This window comes from Bradyrhizobium sp. CB1015, assembly GCF_025200925.1.
Lineage (GTDB): Bacteria > Pseudomonadota > Alphaproteobacteria > Rhizobiales > Xanthobacteraceae > Bradyrhizobium.
Genome location: NZ_CP104174.1, coordinates 3,477,794 through 3,497,771 on the forward strand (window position 1 = coordinate 3,477,794; position 19,978 = coordinate 3,497,771).

Sequence of the window (19,978 nt, forward strand, 5' to 3'; positions counted from 1 at the left end):
TCAGCCGGTTTACATTCCGGAGTATTGCTTTCGAAAACGATCTTGAGCCGGTGTGACGTGAAATACAAGCGATGAACGCATGCGCCGTCGCGAACGCGCGAAAAGTGTTGCCGCCGTGCAAGAGCCGAGAACGAATCGGCGAAAAATTGCCGCGTTGCGAACGCCGCGTTCCTACTTTCGGCCGATCTCGTCCGTCCGTGTCCGACAATGTCGCATGCGCAGGAGCCGCTGAACCGTTTTAATCGGCGCGCGAGATGCGTTAAACTACGGAACTGGTGCATTTGAGTTTCAATACGCGAAACTCAGCAGAGAGATCAGAGAGAATAATGACCGCACAGGACAGCAAGCTCGGCGATACCGACGCCAAGATCTTCGTCGGCAAGGGAGACGAGCAGGCATGGCTGACGCTTGCGCTCGCCAATCGCCACGGCCTCGTCACGGGTGCAACCGGAACCGGCAAGACCGTGTCGCTGCAAGTGATGGCGGAAGGATTTGCGCGCGCCGGTGTTCCGGTCTTCGCGGCCGACATCAAGGGCGACCTCTCCGGCATCTGCCAGATCGGCGAACCCAAGGATTTCATCGTCAAGCGCGCCACCGAAATGGGGCTGAGATTCCAGCCCGATCAGTTCTCGACGGTGTTCTGGGATGTATTCGGCGAGCAGGGCCACCCGGTGCGCGCGACCGTCACGGAAATGGGGCCGCTTCTGCTCGCGCGCATGCTCGATCTGAACGACGTGCAGGAAGGCGTGCTCAACGTCGCCTTCCGCGTCGCCGACGACAACGGCCTGACCTTGATCGACATGAAGGATCTGCGGGCGCTGCTCGACGCCATCGTGCCCGACAGCGGAAAGAAGGCTGCGGACGCGGAGGAGGATCCGCTCGCCGCCATCCGCAAGGCCGCTCAGGGGTTCGGCAACGTCACCAAGGCGACCGTCGGCACCATCCAGCGCCAGCTCCTGGTGCTGGAGAACCAGGGCGGCACCAAATTCTTCGGCGAGCCGGCGCTGACGCTCAAGGACTTCATGAAGACCGACAGCGACGGCCGCGGCATGGTGAACATTCTGGTTGCCGACAAGCTGCTCCAGAACCCCAGGCTGTACGCGACGTTCCTGCTCTGGATGTTGTCGGAGCTGTTCGAGGAGCTGCCCGAAGCCGGCGATCTGCCCAAGCCGAAGCTGGTGTTCTTCTTCGACGAGGCGCATCTGTTGTTCAACGACGCGCCCAAGGCGCTGATGGACAAGATCGAGCAGGTGGTCCGCCTGATCCGCTCCAAGGGCGTCGGCGTCTACTTCGTGACTCAAAACCCGCTCGACGTGCCCGACCGCGTGCTCGGACAATTGGGCAACCGGGTGCAGCACGCATTGCGTGCCTTCACCCCGCGCGACCAGAAGGCGGTCGCCGCTGCGGCGCAGACCTTCCGGCCCAACCCGAAGCTCGACACCGCAAAGGTGATCATGGAGCTCGGCAAGGGCGAGGCGCTGGTGTCCTTCCTCGAGGGCAACGGCACGCCTTCGATGGTGGAGCGGGTGATGATCCGGCCGCCGTCGGCCCGCATCGGACCGATCACGCCGGACGAGCGCAAGGCGATCATGGCGGCAAGCCCGGTGAAGGGCAAATATGACACGGCCGTCGATGCCGAGTCCGCCTACGAGATGATCCACAAGCGCATCGCCGGCACGGCAGCGACGGCCGACGGCCCTGCGGGCGCAGGCGGCGGCGGCGTCCTCGGCCAGATCGGCTCGATCGTCGGCACCATCTTCGGCACCAACGTCAAGCGAGGTCGTCTGTCGACCGGCCAGGTCATTGCCCGTGACGTGACGCGATCGGTCACCAACCAGGTGATCGGCGGGATGGCCGCCAATATCGGCAAGTCGATCGGCGGCCAGCTCGGCGGCTCGATCGGCCGTACGCTGGTCCGCGGCGCGCTCGGCGGATTGCTGCGGCGTTAGGCAGTACGCCCCATTGGCAAGGCAATGCACCGACCTCTTCCGCCATCTGCGAGGGGCCGAATGTTACACATCCAGGTGAGGGGACTCTCCAAGCCGCTGCCGGTCTGCTAGGTCCTGTGTCGTCGCCGCTCAGGACCACACCGTGACCCCATCCGCCCGATTAGCCAAGCCTGACGCACCCAGACGCCCGTCGCTGCGTGCGCCGCTGGATCTGCTTTTTCTGTTCTGCTGCGTCCTCCTGGCGGCCGACGTGCTCGTCCCCGAGATTTTCGGCCGCGGCAAGACCAAGGACTACTCGCTCTGGTACTGGGCCGGCCAGCAGGTCTTGCAGGGCGGGCCGCTCTATCCTACCTCGCCCGTCGAACATTTCGATTTCATCTATCCACCGCTGCCGGCAATCCTGCTGGCGATCCCGAGCTGGTTCGGCAAGATCCCGCTCTATGTCGTCCTGTCGATCTTGAACGCCGTGGCGTGGTGGTACACCGCGGCGTTCTCCCAGGTCATGACCGGCTCGGACCGCGCGCCGGGTCGTTGGCTCGAGGCGCTGCCGGTCGTCGTCACCGTGACCTTCGTGTTCGACATGTTCGACCTCGGCCAGCCGAACCTCCTCCTGCTGGCGATGATGCTCTACGGCTTCTGGAGCTTGCGGCATCAGCGATCGTGGCTCGCCGGTTTCATGTTCGCGCTCGCCGCCGCCATCAAGGTGTTCCCGATCGCCGTGCTGCCTTATCTGGCCTGGCGGCGCAAATGGGCGGCCCTGGTCGGCACGATCGTCTTCACCGGCATTCTTCTCTACGTGGTGCCGGCACCGATCCGCGGCTTCGAGCGCAACGCGGCTGAGCTCGCGACCTGGTACCAGGGCATGGTCGGGACGAGCTCGGAAAAGGGCTTTGGCCAGCGTGCCGAGCAGAACTGGTCGTGGGTCAACCAGTCCCTCATTGCCGTCACGCATCGCCTGGTCCGGCCGATCAACTACAATCAGGACGATCCCAACAAGCCGGCCCGCACCATGAATGTGATCGACGTCGACTACAGGACGGCGAACTGGATCGTGCTTGCGCTGTCGGCGCTGCTCGGGCTCGGCTTCGTTGCGATCATGCCGCGGCAAGCGCGGCGGACGGCGCGCTCGGACGCCGAGGAGCTCGGCATCTTGTTCTGCCTCATGACGGTGGCCTCGCCTCTGGCCCGGCAATACTATTTCATGTGGCTGTACTTCCCGGTGACGGTGTTGATGCATCGGGCCGCCTTCGACGAGCGAGCGCATGTGCGCCTGGGAACCTGGCTCGCCCTGGGTGCGGCGGGCCTCCTCATGCTGCTGTCGCTGCCGTGGTTTCCGATCGTCATCCAGGCCTGGGGCAACAACTTCGCTGCGACCGCGGTCCTCGCAGGGTGCCTCGCCTGGCACATCCGGCATCCGCCGCTTGCGGCTAGCCCCGAGGCCGCGCCGGCGCTAAAACCCGGGACCTCTTGAGACTCAAAACCAGGATTCGCAATCATGGCCAACGCGCAGCTCCAATCCGTGCTCGACCACATCGACAAGGATTTCGATAACAGCCTGGAGCGCTTGTTCTCGTTGTTGCGGATCAAGTCGATCTCGGCCGATCCGGCTTTCACCGATGATTGCAAGGCTGCCGCCGAGCATCTCGCAAAGGACATCGCCAGCCTCGGTGTTGCCGCCGAGGTGAGGCCGACCGCGGGTCATCCCGCCGTCGTCGGCAGGACCGGCGCGGGCGGGCGGCCGCACGTGCTGTTCTACGGCCATTACGACGTGCAGCCGGTCGACCCGCTCGATCTCTGGCACCGTCCGCCGTTCGAGCCCGTCGTCACCGATCATGCCGATGGCCGCAAGATCATCGTCGCGCGCGGCGCCGAGGACGACAAAGGGCAGGTGATGACGTTCGTCGAGGCCTGCCGCGCCTGGATGAAGGTGACGGGCTCGCTGCCGGTCGACATCACCTTCCTGATCGAAGGCGAGGAGGAGGTCGGCTCGAAGAATTTCGTGCCCTTCATCGAAGCCAACAAGGACGAGTTCAAGGCCGACTACGTGCTGGTGTGCGACACCAGCATGTGGGACCGCAACACGCCGGCGATCACGACCTCGCTGCGCGGCCTGCTCTATGAAGAGCTGAAGATCACCGCCGCCAATCGTGATCTGCATTCCGGCGTGTTCGGCGGCACCGCGATGAACCCGATCCGCCTGCTCACGAAAATCCTGGGCGGGCTGTTCGACGACGACAACCGCATCACCATCCCCGGCTTCTATGACGGCGTGAAGGACACGCCGCCCGACATCCTGGAGCAGTGGAAGAAGCTCGATTTCACGCCCGAGACCTTCCTCAAGCCGGTCGGGTTGTCGCTTCCGGCCGGCGAGAAGGGCAGGCTGCTGGTCGAGCAGGCCTCGACGCGTCCGACCTGCGACGTCAACGGCATCTGGGGCGGCTATATCGGCGAGGGTTCCAAGACCGTGATTCCCTCGCATGCCTCGGCCAAGGTCTCGTTCCGCCTGGTCCAGGGTCAGGACCCGCAAAAGATCCGCAAGGCCTTCCGTGACTACGTGACGGCGCGCATTCCCGGCGACTGCAAGGTCGAGTTCGGCGACCATTCCGCCGCGCCCGCGGTCGCGCTCGACTGGACCATGAAGCCGCTTGCCGCCGCCAGCAAGGCGCTGACGGAGGAATGGGGCAAGGAGACCGTGCTGATGGGCTCCGGCGCCTCGATCCCGATCGTCGCCGACTTCAAGCGCACGCTCGGCCTCGACTCGCTGCTGGTGGGGTTTGGCCTCGACGACGACAACATCCACTCGCCGAACGAGAAATACGACCTGCAGAGCTTCCAGAAAGGCATCCGCTCCTGGGCCCGCATCCTCGCTGCGCTGGCGGAGGTGAAGTAACGGTACGGTGCGTCGGGTGGGCAATGGCGCAAAGTGCCATGCCCACCATCTCTCAGAGATTACGAGGGAAGAAGACGTGAGCACGCTTCCGCCGTCGCCCTCCGAGCTATGGCGGACAAGTCGCTTTGCGCACACTGCGAAACTTGCAACGACCGAACTGCGCCTCCCGTCATCCTGAGGTGCGAGCCGTGGAGCGCAACGCGCTTCACGGTGAGCCTCGAAGGATGTACGGCCCCGATGCAGCCGGGCCGTCGCCCTTCGAGGCTCGCCGAAGAGGCGAGCACCTCAGGGTGACGGTGATGGTACTGTGACCAACGGCCCAAATAAAAACGCCGCCCGGGATTGGGCGGCGTTTCATTCCAAAAGGCGTAGAGGTTCGTTGGTGTTACTCTACACCAGATCCCAAATATCTCAAGACCGGTAGCCCGGATTGACGCGGTCGAGCTTGCGCAGCAAGGGCGGCCACACGAGGTTGTTCGCGCGCAGCTCGGCGCGGTCGCGGTTCGACAACAGCTCGGTGTTCTTCTCGATCGCGGTTTCCTCGACCGGATAGACCGGCGTGCCGAGCGCGCGCGTGCGCACCTGCATCGAGCAGGCGCGTTCCAGGTGGTACATGCGCTCGAAAGCGGAGGCGACCGAGCGGCCGACCGTCAGGGTGCCGTGGTTGCGCAGGAGCATGTGGTTGTGGTCGCCGAGATCCTTCTGCAGCCGCGGCCGCTCCTCGTGGTCCAGCGCGATGCCTTCATAGTCGTGATAGGCGAGGTCGTGGGTGACGAGCTGGGCGGTCTGGTTCAGGGGCAAGAGACCTTCCGCGCTGCTCGACACCGCGGTGCCGTCGAGGGTGTGGAGATGCAGCACGCAGATGGCGTCCTCGCGCACCTCGTGGATCGCCGAATGGATGGTGAAGCCGGCGGGGTTGATGCTGTACTCGCTCTCGGAGAGCTGGTTGCCGTGCAGGTCGACCTTGACGAGGCTGGAGGCCGTGATTTCCTCGAACATCAGCCCGTAGGGATTGATGAGGAAGTGATGGTCGGGACCGGGCACGCGCGCGGAGATGTGGGTGTCGACCAGATCGTCCCAGCCGTACAGCGCGACCAGGCGATAGCAGGCGGCGAGATTGACCCGTTGCTGCCACTCCGCCTCCGTCATGTTGGAGGGGACTTCCCTCAGGCGTGCTTCTGCTGGCGACATGGCTGATCTCTCCGAACGTCGTTGTTGCGGGAAGCGAGCGTAATCGCGGGTGAGGCTGGCGGCAAGGCGCAAGGAGCGTGGCTGTCAAGCGTAGCCCGCATGGAGCTTCCGCCGTAGCTCGTAGAGCGAAGGCGGAGGCGCAATGCGGGAGGCTTGATCCCGGATTTCGCTTGCGCTCATCCAGGCTACCGTCGAGAGAAGATTATTACGGCGCCGGGATCGACAGCAGGCTGGAAATGCCGCGGCCGCGGATGTCGTAGACGCGGGCGAACACCACGTCGTCGCGCTTGATCTCGACCATGACCGGCGCGGTGAGACCCTTGCAGTAGAACTCGCCGAGCGTCATGGCGAAATCGGCGGCGTTGGAATCCCAGCCGATGGTGAAGTCCGGCCCGAGCGCGACCTGGGCCGGGCGCTGCGGTCCGCACACCGCGACCTTCCATTTGCGGTTGCTGGGTGGCACTTCCTGGCGCTCGACGAGCTGCTCGCGCAATCCGTCGGAGGCCTGCTTCAAGGCGAGACCCCAATAGTCCAGCATGAAGCGGTCGTCGGCGCCGCGCACGGTGCCGGCGATGTGGTTGAAGTGCGTGTACTGATAGGGGTGCAGCCGGATCATCTCGGCGAGCGACAGCGCAAGGCCGAAGCAGAAGGTGGCGAGCACGACCGGCTGCCAGGTGCGGTGATTGGCGCGCAGGCGCTCCATGGTCCAGGCGAAGGCGACGCCGCCGAGCACCGCCATCGGCGGGATCACGAAGACGAAATGTCGGATGCCGTTGTAGAGCGCCGGGCGCTTCACCATCGCGATTGCGAGCGGCAGGGTCGCAGCCAGCGTCAACATCAGGAGGATGGTCTTGCGGCGCGCCGGAACCTCGCGCCGCGGCAGCATGGCGAAGGTGCTGACGATGGCACCTCCCATCAGCACCAGCATCACCTCGGGCAGCTGCAGCGCGAACAGCGTCGGCAGATACGACCAGGGCATGTCGGGGACCGACACGATCGCGCCGTCGAACATCTCCTTCCACGGCTTCTCGAAGAAATGCGAGAAGTAGGTCAGCGCCTCGAAGGGATTGCCGGGCTCCATGATCGACCACGGCCAGATCAGGCCCATCACGAGGTAGCCGAGCACGAGGCCGGGCAGCAGCACATAGACGACATGGGCGAAGCGGCGAACGGACTCGCGCAGACCTTCGGTGCGCAATTCCTCCAGCAGCAGCGGCATGAAGCCGAGCGTGGCGTAGACCAAAGCGAGCCCGCCGAGAACGCGGCAGCCGAGCGAAAGGCCGGCCCCCAAGCCGACGATCAGGATCGTGCGCGGCGACGGCTGCGGATATTCCTCGGCGAGCCGGACGAGGCCGAGCATCAGGATGATCATGGCGACCGCGAAGGGCGCATCCTTCGGGTTCATGAACATGTGGCCGTAGAAGATCGGGCAAAGCGCGAGCAGGAGCAGCGCGGCGAGGCCTGCGAGCGGTCCGCCGATGCGGCGGCCGAGCCGCCAGGTCACGGCGAGTCCGATCACGCCGACGATGGCGCCGACGAGACGGCGCGTTTCGAACAATTCGAGCGGAATGACCTTGTGCAGCAGGGCCGCGACCATGTCGAAACCGCCGCCATACATGTAGAGATTGGCGAACGAGAGCGCCGCATTGTCCTTGAAGCCGGAACCGAACATGCGCAGCAGCAGGTCGGCATATTCGGCGTGGGTGTAATCGTCCCAACCGAGCCCGTAGTCGCGGAAGGTCAAGCCTGCAATGACGGCGACCGCGGCCAGCACCAGCATGGCGAGATCGTCGCAAGTCCGTTCGATCGAGCGCCGTGAAGGCGTGTCGATCGCCGAAGTCGTGATGGATGTCATAGCTATCGGTGCCCCGGAATCCCCTCTTGGCCCTGCTGGTGCGCGCGGGCCTCAACCCCGGACTCCCTATAGCGCAGTTCCATTACCAAGTAATTGGGCATTATGGCTAAATTCCTGATGCGACGCAGCAATTCCGGTTTGGCACCAATTCCGATGACTTGAGAGCCAGCTTTAGCAGTAGCGAGCCGCAGCTGAAGGGAATGTGAATAAGTCCCTGATTTCCTTCCCTTTAGGAACACCGCCCAGAATTGGCCGTTGGCGTGGAACAGCGTATGACGGTATCGTGGCGCAGCGGTTCTCGCGCGTGCATGCGCGGCCGGGGGTGAGTTCGATGAATTTGGCATTGCTGATCGTGGGGATTTGCGCCGCTCTGGCGGGTCTCCTCGCGATCATTTTCGGCATGACGATCAGGGAATTCAGCCTCGGTGGGACTCTCATAATCTCCGGCACCATTGGCGTCTGCTCCGGAATGTTACTGGTCGGCCTGCATCTGGTGCTGCTCGAGCTCAAGGGCATCGCGCGCCGGCTGGCCGGTGCGGTCGCGCCATCCGAGGTTCGGGTCAGGCCCGTGCTGCCGGGCCTCGCCGTGCCTGGCTCGGTCGCGCCCGAGCCGATGCCCGCTGCGGCGGTGAGAGCCGAGCCGGCGCCACCGCCACCGCCCCCAAGTCCGCCCCCAAGTCCGCCGCCATGGCAGAGCGAAGCCGCAGCGCGCGAGCGTCCGCGCACGGAGGCACCGCAGCAGGAGCCGGAAGCCCCGACCGCGCCGGAAGCGCCGCGCCGGCGCAACCTGCTGTTCGCCTCGACCTCGCGCAAGGAGCGCGAGCGCGCGGAGGCGAAATCCGGTGAAGCTGCGCCCCCGCCCGCGGACGCCACTGAGGCCCCGAACCTTCCGCCTGCGAGCTTTGACGTGGCCTGGCCGAAGCCGGACCGTACGCGCCCGCCGGAGCCGCCGGCCGCCCCGCGCCGTCCGCCGCCGCGCTCGCCGACCTTCGCGGAGACCGCTCCGGCACCGGCCCCCGAGCCGCCGCCCGCCGTGGAGTCCGCACCACCCGTGACGGTGCTCAAGTCCGGCGTCGTCGATGGCATGGCCTATTCGCTCTATTCCGATGGTTCCATCGAAGCGCAGATGCCGGAGGGCATGATGCGCTTTGCCTCGATCGACGAGCTCCGCGCCCATCTCGACCAGCGCGGTTGAGGCTGCCGGCGTTCAAGTAGAGCCGCGACTTTCATCAGTAATCAGCGCTTCGCCGTCAGTCGTCGTGTTTCGCCGAATGTATTCTTGACAGGGAATACTTCGCTGTCGTCAATCCCGTAGCTACGAGCGCGAGAAGGGAGAGGCGCATGTCGGATGCGGGGGCGAAGAATTTCATCGAGCTGACCGCGAGCATCGTGTCGGCCTATCTCAGCAACAATCCGACGCCGGCAGCCGAGATTCCGAACCTGATCAGTCAGGTGCATGGCGCCTTGGTGCGGGTCTCGTCAGGCCGCACCGAGACCGCGCCGCTGGAGCCGGCCAAGCCGGCCGTCTCGCTGAAGAAGTCGATCGCGCCCGATTATCTCGTGTGCCTCGAAGACGGCAAGCGCTTCAAGTCGCTGAAGCGCCATCTGCGCACGCAGTACAACATGACGCCGGAGCAATACCGTGAGAAGTGGGGCTTGCCGGCCGACTATCCCATGGTCGCCCCGAACTATGCGGTGGCGCGCTCGCAGCTCGCCAAGCAGATGGGCCTCGGGCAGCAGCAGCGGAAACGGAAGTAGGATCGCTATGTCGCTTCCGCGAGCGCCTCTCTCGCATCGGTCTTGATGCGCTCGACCATCGAGCGCAGGCCATTGGAGCGCTGCGGCGTCAGATGGTCGCGAAAGCCGAACTCGTTGAACACGGCGATCGCGTCGGTGTCGAGGATTTCCCGCGGCGTGCGGCCCGAATACAGCGCGAGCACGATCGCGACCAGCCCGCGCACGATATGGGCGTCGCTGTCGCCGCGATATCTCAGGACCGGTTCGCCATTGCTGCGGTCCACCAGCTTCTGCAGCCAGACCTGGCTGACGCAGCCCTGCACCTTGTTCTCGGCCGAGTGTTCCGCCTCCGGCATCGGTTCCAGAGTGCGGCCGAGCTCGATGACGTACCGGTAGCGGTCGTCCCACTCGTCCAGAAGCTCGAAATTGTCCCTGATATCGTCGATCGTCGTCATATCGGCCCACAGTTCCCGTTAAGGCCAATATAGAGACGCGAAGCCCTGAAATCGATAGGGTTCGGGCGCTAATTCGCCGGCCCCGGTCCGCGCCATTCGAGCGCAAGATCGTCCTGGGTCAGGGTATCGCGCGGCGCCTCGCTCGCTGCAAGATCGCCTTCGCCGGCCAGCGCGATCGAGCCGGTATGGTCGGGCGCCTTCTTGTTGTCGGTCTTGCTGCCGTCGTTCTTGCCGCCGTCGTTCTTGTCGTTGGTGATCTGCTCTTTCTTGTCGTTGATGATCTGATAGAGCTTCTTCGCGCCGTCCTGGGCGCGCTGGCCGATGATGGTCGCGGCCTGGCCGCCGACCTCGCAGGCCGCCGGCTGGCGCTTGCAGAACTGGGTCATGTCGGAAACGGCCGCGGTCGCAGCCTGCACCGCATCGGCGGCGCCGATCTGCGGCAGCTTGTCCGATTCGGGCGTCTTGTCCCGCGGCAGGAGCACCAGCACCAGCCCGAGCCAGAATGTGATGCGAAGCAGAAAGCGCATCTTGTCGACCTGTCCGTTAGAGTCCGCCCGCGGCGATCTCCCGCGGATGTCGGACCTAGCAACCCTCGATAAATCGCAAGTGATTGCCTTGAGCTTAATTCGCGGAAAATTGACGCAAAATTCTTCGGGACCGATGGTCCAGTAAATTTTCGATTGACGCCTGCATCAAAGTTTCCGCCGTCCGCCCCGCATCCACCAATTCGAAACCATGCGGAGCGAGGTGAAACCCCGTGTTCACCATCCGCAGCGAAGACGTCGCCAAATCGTCTAAAAAGCTCCGCGATAACGCGGTGTCCGGCCACACGCTGTGCCGCCTTAGCACTCGTTTAAGGTCGCTCTGACACGGTGGCTCAACGACAAGGAGGCGTTCCGGCGCGTCTTCTCAAGACGATTGAGCCGAAGCGCGAGACCCGTGACAGTTTTGAGTATCATCCGCGATTGTCTCGATGCACTGCTGCATCCCTCCGCGCGCTACGATGCGCTGATGCGCGCACGCCATCGCGCCTTCATGGCACCGCGGCTGCTCGGCAGCCTCGCCGCCTTCGCCGCGTTCCCGGTCTATCTCGCCATGCGCGGCGCGCCGAGCGCGATCGAGGTCGCGGCCTTCGCTTGGCTGATCGCGCCGATCATGTTGTCCTGGTTCCTGTCGCGCACCGGCCGCTACGAGGGCGCGCATGTGCTGTCGTCGCTGGCGCTCGCCGGCCTGATCATGGCCGTCGCCATCACGACGGGCGGCATCGAATCCTTCGCCGCAGTCTGGCTGATCGTGGTTCCGCTCGAAGCTGCGCTGTCGGCTTCGCGCCGCGTCGCGGCTTTCGCCTCGCTGCTCGCGCTGTCCTGCGTCGGAATGCTGATCCTGGTCAGCCAGCTCGGCTGGCTGCCGGTGGCGGAGCCGAGCGCGGCCGAGCGCGGCGTGCTGATGGCCTTCGGCGTTGCGTCCGCGACCCTTTATGCCGCCGGCGTCGCCTTCGGCGCGGAATCGCTCGCGCGCGCCAGCGTTGCGCTCTTGTCGCGCGAGGAGGAGCGTTACCGCCTGCTGGCGCGCAACATGAGCGATGTCATCTCGCGGCATCAGCGCAACGGTGCGGTGCAGTTCATCTCGCCGGCGGTGGAGGCCATGCTCGGCATGCAGGTGGCGCAACTGCTCGGCTACGGCCTGTTCGACCGCGTCCACGTCGCCGATCGGCCGGCCTATCTCACGGCACTGTCGGACGCCGCGCGCGGCGAGGTGCGCAGCGTCGAGTTCAGGCTGCGGCGCGAGCCTGTCGGCTCCGAGCGCGGTCAGGTCGATTTCATCTGGGTCGAGATGCGCTGCCGCCCGCTCGACCAGGACGGGGCGCGTGACGTCACGTGCGAAGCCGAAGTCGTCGCCGTGATGCGCGATGTCACCGACCGCAAGCTTTTCGAGCAGGCACTGGACCAGGCGCGTAGCGCCGCCGAGGCGGCCGATGCCGCCAAGACGCGTTTCCTCGCCACCATGAGCCACGAGCTGCGCACGCCGCTCAATGCCATCATCGGCTTCTCCGAGATGATCGCGCAGGAGCAGAGCCTGATGCTGGGTGCGGCCCAGCGCAAGGAATACGCCCAGCTGATCAACGATTCCGGCCAGCACCTGCTGTCGGTCGTCAACGGCATCCTGGACATGTCGAAGATGGAATCGGGCACTTTCGAGATCGCGTCCGAGCCGTTCGCACCGCGCGCCTCGCTGCTCCATTGCTGCAATCTGCTGGCGCTGAAGGCGCGGGAGAACGGCATCGACCTGATCACCGATGCGCCGCAGGACCTGCCCGTCATGACCGGCGATCCCAGGGCCTTCAAGCAGATCGTGCTCAACCTCGTCGCCAACGCTATCAAGTTCACCGAGCGCGGCGGTCAGGTCTGCGTATCGGCCGCGGTGTCCGGCTCGCAGCTGACGCTGCGCATCAGCGACACCGGCGTCGGCATCGCGCCCGACGATCTCAAGCGCATCGGCGCGCCGTTCTTCCAGACCGGCACGACCTATCAGCGCCGTCACGAGGGCACCGGCCTTGGACTTTCGATCGTGAAGAGCCTCGTGGCGTTGCATCTCGGAGAATTGACGGTACAAAGCCGGTTGGGCGAGGGCACGGCCGTCACCGTCAAGCTGCCGCTCGTCTACACGCCGCCGCAAGTCAAGCCGGCCGAGCGCAAGATCGCGACGCTGACGCCGGCGCTGCGCCAGGATATTCAAGACCACGTTCACGACCAGTCCCAGGACCAACCCGCTCTGGTGAAGAAAAGTGCCTAAGAAGTCTGCCAAGGATGAAGCCGCTCCGCGCCGCCGTGGTGCCAAAGCTGAGGTCAAGGCTGCGGTCATTGATGTCGAGACCGAGCGCAACCTTGTGATGCGCGTGCTGCTGCACAGCCCCAAGGACACGCTGGCGGGCCTCGTCGCCGTCGCCGCGATCGCCGCGATCGTCGCCAATGCGCTGTTCCTCCAGACCGGCCGGCACCCCGCGCCGATGTTCGGCACGGTGATCAATCTTCCCGCGCCGTCCTCCGTGCCGCTGTCGAATCCCATACCGCGTCCGCGCCCCGTCGGCGCCGATACCTCGCCGCTCGAGCTGCGCGCGACCGAGTTCCGCGTCGAGCCCAAGCCTGCCGAGCCCAAGCCTGCCGAGCGTGCTGCCGAAAAGCCGGTCGAGGCGACCGCCTCGACGCGCTCCAACGATCCGATGACCAATCTGGTCAAGGCGACGACCTCGACGCCGCCCGCGGCCGTGCGTCCGCCGGCGCCGATCCCGGTGCAAAGCCCGGCCGCACGCCGCATTGCCGGCGTGCAGCGCGCGCTGTCCGAATACGGCTACGGCAATCTGAAGATCACGGGCAGCATGAGCGGCGAGACCCAGGCCGCAATCCAGAAGTTCGAGCGCGAGCACAAGATGCAGGTCACCGGGCAGGTCTCGGACCGGCTGCTGCGCGAGCTCGCCGCTGCGATCGGCCACCCGGTCGAATGATTGTCACGCTCGCGCGCAAGGCTGGTGCTGATGGCGGCACTGGCCTATCGTGCGATTCATGCGTTTGAAATCCAACATATGGGTGGCGGCTTACTTGCGCCGCTGCCAGACCGAGGGCGTGTTCGGCGCCGTGCGGCGTCGCGGTGCCGAGGAGGCGGGCGCGGTGTTCGTCAAGGTGTCGCTGCTCGACGGCAATGCGATGCTGTACGCGCCGGCGCCGCAGACCGTCTATGACGACGGCCGGCCCGTCGACCGCTTCTTCGTGCCGGTCGCGCCGCAGCCTCTGCCGGAGCACACGATCGAGGAGCGGCTGACCAAGGAAATCCGCTTCGATCCGGACGCCTGGATCGTCGAGACCGAGGACCGCGCCGGGCGGCATTTTCTGGAATTGGCGAAGACGTAACTGCTGCCCCGTCGTGTCCCGGACAAGCGGCAACGCGTCAGCGTTGCCGTGCAGAGCCGGGATCCATAAAGCGGCATGAATGGAGGCGGTGAAATGGGCCCCGGCTCTGCAGCGCATCGCCGAAGAGGCGCTGCGCTGCGTCCGGGGCACGAGCCGATCAGCGATCCGACGAACCAGTCCCCGTCCGCACCGTTGGGCTGGACCCGGGCTGCACGCCCGGCCGCGGCTGGCTCGCGCCGGCGCGGGCGCGCTGACGTTCGCCGTCATGCAGCGCCGACTGATGCTTCGCGCGGGTGACCGCGAGCGTCGAGCCGCGCCAGGCCGCCAGCATCACCAGCGCCGATCGCTCGGCAAGACGGTCGTAGAGCCGCGACAACCGATACACGGCGTTCACGGAGGTTCCGATCTCCGGCTTGAAGAACAACAGGATGCGCTGGAACACCGGGCTCGGCATGTCGAGCGCGCGCGCGGCGATCGCAAGTGCCTCGCCACCTTCATCGTCGACGATCTGGGCTGCGACGCGCGAGGGCAGGATCAGGCTGTCGCCGAGCTCGAAGGTGAAGTTTTCGATGTCGCCCGCGATCGCCGCCATCTCCAGGATCTGGATCGCGCGCTTGGCGCGCACGGTCGGAATCCGGGGGGCGGCCTTCAGCGGGGTCTGCGCCAGATTGTGCAGGATCAGCGCGCGCTCGCTGGCGCCGGCGCGGAAGAACATGTCGTGGATCTCGGCCGCCTCCTTCGGCTGCATCGCCATGTTGGCGGCCATGCGCTGCTCGGCCTCGGTCGGCATGCGCGCTGGAGCAGGCGCGCGCGGCGGAGCGGGGATCTCCCGGGCCAATGGAACCCTGCGGCCTTCCTGGGTCGCGACCAGGCCGAGCTTCTGCAGGACCGGGACGGGCGTCTGCGGATAGACTGCGAGGCGCGCCTTGACGGCCGCGCGCGTCGCATCGTCGACCTGGTCGATCAGCCGCGTGGCAAGCTCGACGAATTGCCGCTGCTCGTCGTCGCTGTGGGTGCTCGTCTGGACGTAAAGGTCGGTCAGCACGCGCAGAAGAGTCGGGCGGACATCGACACCTTCGCGACGGGACAGGGACATCAGCCCGTCGAATCCGGGAAACAGCGACTTGGTCATGGAGGCGTACGCAACTCGGGAAAGAGACTTGGGGGCGAGCTTAGCGCAGCTTCTTTTAAAGCCTCGTTAAGGAAAACGAGGCGTGAAGCCGGCCCTGCAAATTCAGCAATTGTCGTGCCGCAACGGGACGGTGCGGCGCGGTCCGTGCGGTTACGGTCGAAGGGGCGCGTTTACACACCGTTAACCATGAGCTGATCTTAATGAATGCATGTTGCAGGGGCGCGTTCGGTCGCGCGGCAATTGAAGAGAGCTGACATGGGGACCATCATCGAATTTCCGGCCGGTCGCCGGGTGGGCTCGTCGGGGGATGTCGCTCCGCGCGCGGACATGGGAACGGTCGTGATCCTTCCTGTGATCCGTATCGAGCGTGAGGCGGACGAAACCAGTGGCGATCGCGGGCCGGAGCAGGGCACAGCGCCAGGGCGCCGTCGCCGCCGTCGTTGACATCCGGCTTCATGCGATGCCGGACTCCACCCGCCAGATCCGGCCTGTCCTATCGGCCGTCCTGCTTGCGCTGCTAGGCGCGGCGCTCTGCGCCTGCAGCGGCGGCGATTTCGGCCGCACCCGCGCCGACATGCGCAGCGACGACATGCATCGCTGGCTGGGCGCGGAGGTCACCTCCAGCGTCGGGTTGACGCCTTCGCAATTCCAGCTCACCGACGAAGAGCGCCAGCTTCGCGATCTCGCCTATCCCATGATCGAGCCGCCGCTGTCGCGCCCCGCATGGAAGAGCGTGTTCGGCGACTACAAACCGCTGCCCTCGCCCTGGCGGCAGAAGATCGTGTTCGACCGCACGATGTACGGGCGCACGCTGATCGACGAGCCGCACCGCTCGCATTCCTCGCGCTATGCGCAGCTGATCGAGGACGTGCGCAACGACATCACCCGGTTCGAGCCGTTCTTCGCATCCGCGATCCGCGTCATCGATCTCGACAGGAAGCGCGATGCCAGCATGGCGCGCGTCTCCGCGCTCTCGCCGCGGGAGAGGGACGACGCGGTCGCGCGCATGCAGGAGAACTCGCTGATCGTGCAATGGGTGCAGCAGTGCCTGGAGCAGCGCGTCTCGTCCTACCGCTGGGCACTGGAACGCCTGGTGATCCAGGCCCCTGACGGCATGGCCGCCGATGCCGACCGCCTGATCGGCGAGCTCGCCGCCCAGACCGCCAACCCGCCGGTCGCAGGCCAGCCGCCTTACGGCCGCGCGGTGATCTCGAAGGGCTGAGGCCGCAACGCCATTGCCTATCCAGAGCGGCCGCCTCACCTCGCTACCAATCCTGTCGTCAGCGCCATCAGCCCGGCCGACCTGCAAGACGCGGTTCTGAAACCTCAACCCTGCGCGCCCCTAATCCGTTTGGGGTATCCGAAACCGCACGGATTGGCGCTTGTTCTCCGATGCAATATCGATAGGATTGTTCGGTTTCTTCAAGTCATTTTGCCCAAGGTCCTTCGAGATGAGCTTAGACATCGCGGGTCCGTTTGAAGGCCGTCCGACTGTCGCCCTGCCACGAATGCTGCTGGCATTTGCCGTCCTGCTGGGATCGGCCGCGTCCGCTGCCGCGTTGACCAAGGAAGCGGCGGTCGAGAATTGCCGGATGACGGTCGGCAAGCCGATCGTGCAGGCGTGCATGCAGGCCCAGGGAGGCCGCAAGGCAGGTGCCGATCTCGAGGGTTGCCGTGCCAAGGCCTCGCCGCAGGTCAGGGCCTGCGTCATCGCGGCCCTCAACGCCGCCAACGGCCGCGCCAACGTCGCCGTCGAAATGCCGAAAGAGGCGGCGCCCAAGCTCGATGCGGGCACCGCCCTGCCCAAGGATTTCGTCGCGCCGCCGCGCAACATCTCCGATATCACGGCCATTCTCGACGGCGAGAAGCCCGATGAGAAGATGATCGCCGAGCTCAAGGCCGATGCCGACGCCGTGCCGACGGGCAAGGAGTCGCGCCAGGATCTCGCGCAATTCTACTTCGATCGCGCCAATGCGCGCTCGCAACTCGGCCGGCTCGCCGAATCCATCGCCGATGCCAACAAGGCAGTGGAAGTCGGCCGCGGAGCCGTCAGCCCGAACATGCTGGCGCGTCTGATGCAGCTGCAGTCGGTGCAGTATTTGCTCGCCGGCGATCCCAAGCGCGCGTTGGAGATCGTGCAAAAGCTGTTGCGCGACACCAACATGCCGGGCTCGAAGGGCTACCAGTTCAATGCCAACCGTACGCTTGCGTCCATCCTCCTGCAGATGGGCGATGTCGCGCAGGCCGAAGCCCATCTCCGTCGCAGCCTGACCCTAATCCAGGAAGCGCGCACCAGCGGGCTTCCTGGTTGGCGCGCCACCTATGCCAGGCTGGGCCAGAACTGGGAAGGCGAGATCGAGATGTCGCGCGCTCAGATCTTCGAGGCGCGGGGCCAGTTCGCGGAAGCCGAGGCCGCCTATCGCACCGCCGAGCTGCGCAAGCGCGCCGGCAACAAGGGGGTTCTGGAGCTGGAGAATCCGCCTGCCGAGACACTGCTGCTCCAGGTTGTCGACGGCAACGTCCTGAACCAAGCGCGCATGAAGGCGCGGCAGGGACGGCTCGCCGAAGCAGAGGTCGACGCGCGCCGGGCGCTGCTGGCGCGCCTGAGGGACACCGGCAAGTACAATCCGGTGACGCCGCGTTTTGTGATGGGGCTGGCCGGCATTCTGGTCGATCAGGGCCGCTACGAGGAAGCCGAGCAGCTCGGTCGCGTCGCCCTCGACATCAGCAAGACCGTTGGCGTGCCGGACGATTCGCAGCCGACGGTGCAGTTGCTGTCCCAGCTCGCCGGCATTCTCAGCCTTCAGCGCAAGAATGACGAAGCCAACGCCATGTTTGCGCGGATCGACCAGGCGATCGCCAAATGGGAGCCGCAACGCCGCCAGGTTTTCGAGCTCAATCCGTCGCGCATTCTCGCGCTCTACAACTCCGGACAGCTGGACGCCGGCATTGCAGCGGCCGAGCAGCTCGTCAGGAAGCAGATCGGGCGCGTCGGTGAAAATCACTTCGATGCCGCCTCCGCGCGCGGCACTTTGGCCGTCGGTCTGATGAGGGCGCGGCGCGATGCCGAGGCGATCCGCGAGTTCAAGGCTGCCATCCCGATCATGATGGCGAGCGCGAACGAGAACGCCGACGATGAGAACACCACCGTGGTGGCCGCGCGCAGCCAGCGGCTGCAGACCATCGTCGAAAGCTATCTCGCGCTGCTCGCGCGGGCCGAGGGCAGCGGCGTTGGCGAGGAGACCTTTGGCCTCGCCGATGCCGTCCGCGGTCGCTCGGTGCAGCAGGCGCTGGCTGCCTCGAGCGCGCGTGCGGCGGCAAAGGACCCCGCGCTCGCCGAGCTCGTGCGCAAGGAGCAGGACCTGACCAAGCAGGTCAACGCCCAGCTCGGCACGCTCAACAACGTGCTCGCGCTTCCCGCGGCGGAACGCGACGAGAAGGGTGTTCAGCAGATCCAGGCCTCCATCGCCGCCTTGCGCGGCCAGCGCGACAAGGCGCGCCAGGAGATCAAGCAGAAATTCCCGATCTACGCCGATCTCGTCTCTCCCAAGCCGCCCAGCGTCGCCGAAATCCGCGCGACGCTCGCCGACGGGGAGGCGATGTTGTCGTTCTATTTCGGCCAGAGCGGCAGTTTCGTCTGGGCCGTGCCGAAATCGGGCCCGGTGGCGTTCGCCGCGGTCAACGCCAGGATCGGCGATATCGAGACCAAGATCCGCAAGCTGCGCGAGGCGCTCGAGCCGCAGGCGGCGATGATCTCGGACATTCCGCCGTTCGATCTCAAGCTCGGCTACGAGCTCTACGAGCTGTTGCTGAAGCCGGTCGAGAGCGGATGGAAGCCGGCCAAGAACCTGATCGTCGTGACCAATGGCGCTCTCGGACTCCTGCCGCTGTCCCTGCTGCCGACGGCACCGGCAGAGGTGGCCGCCGACGAGGACCCGCTCTTCGTCGGTTATCGCAACGTGCCGTGGCTGGCGCGAACCCATGCCGTGTCGACGGTGCCCTCGGCCGCGGCGCTGCGCACCCTGCGGCAATTGCCGCCGGGCAAGCCCGGCCGCGGCGACCTCGTGGCCTTTGGCGACCCTTATTTCAACCGCGAGCAGCAGGCCGAGGCGGAAGGCGGAGAGAAGGTTCAGCTCGCCGATGCCGGCGGCAACATCACGCGCGGCGGTCCGCTGAAGCGGCGCAACAGTCCCAAGCTCGAAGGCGTCGACAGCGCCGAGCTCGGTCTGTTGCCCCGTTTGCCCGACACCGCCGACGAGTTGAAATCGATCGCGCTGGCACTGCAGGCGGATCCTTCGAAGGTGTTGTTCCTCGGCAAGAGCGCGACCGAGAGCGCGGTGAAGACCATGAATTTGTCCGGATTCAGGATCCTGGCCTTTGCCACCCATGGGCTCGTCCCCGGCGAGCTGAACGGGCTGACGCAGCCGGCACTCGCTCTGTCGTCGCCGGCGGTGACGGGCGAGGGCGGCGACGGTCTCCTGACCATGGAGGAGATCCTCGGCCTCAAGCTGGATGCGGACTGGGTCGTCCTGTCGGCCTGCAACACCGGCGCCGGCGCCGGCGCCGGGGCAGAGGCCGCATCCGGGCTCGGGCGCGCCTTCTTCTACGCCGGAACGCGCGCGCTGCTGGTGACGAACTGGTCGGTGCATTCGCAATCGGCGCGGCAATTGGTGACCGACCTGTTCAAGCGCCAGGCCGACGATCCCAAGCTGTCACGCAGCGAGGCGCTGCGCCAGGCGGCGATGGCCCTCGTCGATGGTCCGGGTTATCTCAACAGCGAAGGCAAGACCGAGTTCGCCTATGCGCATCCGCTGTTTTGGGCGCCCTACACGATCATCGGCGATGGCGGCTTGCGGTAACGGGA

At 65.7% G+C, this 19,978-nt stretch carries 16 protein-coding genes; 11 read left to right on the forward strand and 5 right to left on the reverse strand.

Features of this window, described 5'->3' with window-relative positions:
- Nucleotides 1-326: 326 nt before the first annotated feature.
- The 3 genes from N2604_RS15880 (at nucleotide 327) to N2604_RS15890 (ending at nucleotide 4,839) form a co-directional block, all read left to right on the forward strand.
- Entirely contained in the window at nucleotides 327-1,949 is a 1,623-nt protein-coding gene (locus N2604_RS15880) for a DUF853 domain-containing protein (RefSeq protein ID WP_260375560.1), read from the forward strand.
- 142 nt (nucleotides 1,950-2,091) lie between these two features.
- Entirely contained in the window at nucleotides 2,092-3,420 is a 1,329-nt protein-coding gene (locus N2604_RS15885) for a glycosyltransferase family 87 protein (protein WP_260375561.1), read from the forward strand.
- A 24-nt stretch (nucleotides 3,421-3,444) separates the two neighbouring features.
- Nucleotides 3,445-4,839: a M20/M25/M40 family metallo-hydrolase gene (locus tag N2604_RS15890; protein ID WP_260375562.1), complete on the forward strand. Its 1,395-nt coding sequence runs from the start codon at nucleotides 3,445-3,447 to the stop codon at nucleotides 4,837-4,839.
- 411 nt (nucleotides 4,840-5,250) lie between these two features.
- On the opposite strand, the gene N2604_RS15895 is transcribed toward N2604_RS15890, so the two are convergent.
- Both N2604_RS15895 and N2604_RS15900 read right to left on the reverse strand, forming a co-directional pair.
- The gene (locus N2604_RS15895; protein WP_260375563.1) at nucleotides 5,251-6,030 is read right to left on the reverse strand and encodes a class II aldolase/adducin family protein; all 780 of its coding nucleotides are present in this window, start codon (nucleotides 6,028-6,030) and stop codon (nucleotides 5,251-5,253) included.
- A gap of 205 nt (nucleotides 6,031-6,235) precedes the next feature.
- Nucleotides 6,236-7,885: a glycosyltransferase family 39 protein gene (locus N2604_RS15900; RefSeq protein WP_260375564.1), complete on the reverse strand. Its 1,650-nt coding sequence runs from the start codon at nucleotides 7,883-7,885 to the stop codon at nucleotides 6,236-6,238.
- Between the two features lie 331 nt (nucleotides 7,886-8,216).
- Here N2604_RS15900 and N2604_RS15905 point away from each other — a divergent pair, with 331 nt between their 5' ends.
- A complete protein-coding gene (locus N2604_RS15905; RefSeq protein ID WP_260375565.1) occupies nucleotides 8,217-9,080 on the forward strand; it encodes a DUF308 domain-containing protein in 864 nt (287 codons plus the stop codon).
- A gap of 146 nt (nucleotides 9,081-9,226) precedes the next feature.
- Nucleotides 9,227-9,643 (forward strand): MucR family transcriptional regulator, encoded by a 417-nt coding sequence (locus N2604_RS15910; protein ID WP_036005917.1) that lies wholly within the window; start codon nucleotides 9,227-9,229, stop codon nucleotides 9,641-9,643.
- Between the two features lie 5 nt (nucleotides 9,644-9,648).
- Here the strand turns inward: N2604_RS15910 and N2604_RS15915 are convergent, their stop codons facing one another.
- The gene (locus N2604_RS15915) at nucleotides 9,649-10,077 is read right to left on the reverse strand and encodes a SufE family protein (RefSeq protein ID WP_260375566.1); all 429 of its coding nucleotides are present in this window, start codon (nucleotides 10,075-10,077) and stop codon (nucleotides 9,649-9,651) included.
- A gap of 68 nt (nucleotides 10,078-10,145) precedes the next feature.
- On the reverse strand, nucleotides 10,146-10,604 hold the full coding sequence (locus N2604_RS15920) for a DUF5330 domain-containing protein (RefSeq protein WP_260375567.1): 459 nt from the start codon (nucleotides 10,602-10,604) through the stop codon (nucleotides 10,146-10,148).
- A 412-nt stretch (nucleotides 10,605-11,016) separates the two neighbouring features.
- On the opposite strand from N2604_RS15920, the gene N2604_RS15925 reads away from it, so the two are divergent.
- The 3 genes from N2604_RS15925 to N2604_RS15935 are packed head-to-tail and all read left to right on the forward strand — an operon-like array spanning nucleotide 11,017 to nucleotide 13,982.
- Complete coding sequence (locus N2604_RS15925) at nucleotides 11,017-12,870, forward strand: PAS domain-containing sensor histidine kinase (RefSeq protein WP_260375568.1); 1,854 nt, start codon at nucleotides 11,017-11,019, stop codon at nucleotides 12,868-12,870.
- Entirely contained in the window at nucleotides 12,863-13,579 is a 717-nt protein-coding gene (locus tag N2604_RS15930) for a peptidoglycan-binding domain-containing protein (protein WP_260375569.1), read from the forward strand. The genes N2604_RS15925 and N2604_RS15930 overlap by 8 nt, the downstream gene beginning before the upstream one ends.
- A gap of 58 nt (nucleotides 13,580-13,637) precedes the next feature.
- On the forward strand, nucleotides 13,638-13,982 hold the full coding sequence (locus N2604_RS15935; RefSeq protein WP_260375570.1) for a DUF1491 family protein: 345 nt from the start codon (nucleotides 13,638-13,640) through the stop codon (nucleotides 13,980-13,982).
- Between the two features lie 157 nt (nucleotides 13,983-14,139).
- Here N2604_RS15935 and N2604_RS15940 read toward each other — a convergent pair whose 3' ends face one another.
- Nucleotides 14,140-15,114, reverse strand: coding sequence for a DUF2336 domain-containing protein (locus N2604_RS15940; RefSeq protein WP_260375571.1), 975 nt, complete (start codon nucleotides 15,112-15,114; stop codon nucleotides 14,140-14,142).
- Nucleotides 15,115-15,369: 255 nt separating this feature from the next.
- On the opposite strand from N2604_RS15940, the gene N2604_RS15945 reads away from it, so the two are divergent.
- From N2604_RS15945 to N2604_RS15955, 3 genes are all read left to right on the forward strand, one after another.
- Nucleotides 15,370-15,558 (forward strand): hypothetical protein, encoded by a 189-nt coding sequence (locus N2604_RS15945; protein WP_172784191.1) that lies wholly within the window; start codon nucleotides 15,370-15,372, stop codon nucleotides 15,556-15,558.
- Between the two features lie 16 nt (nucleotides 15,559-15,574).
- Nucleotides 15,575-16,336, forward strand: a complete 762-nt coding sequence (locus N2604_RS15950; RefSeq protein WP_260375572.1) for a hypothetical protein — start codon at nucleotides 15,575-15,577, stop codon at nucleotides 16,334-16,336.
- 229 nt (nucleotides 16,337-16,565) lie between these two features.
- On the forward strand, nucleotides 16,566-19,973 hold the full coding sequence (locus N2604_RS15955) for a CHAT domain-containing protein (RefSeq protein WP_260375573.1): 3,408 nt from the start codon (nucleotides 16,566-16,568) through the stop codon (nucleotides 19,971-19,973).
- Nucleotides 19,974-19,978 lie beyond the last annotated feature (5 nt).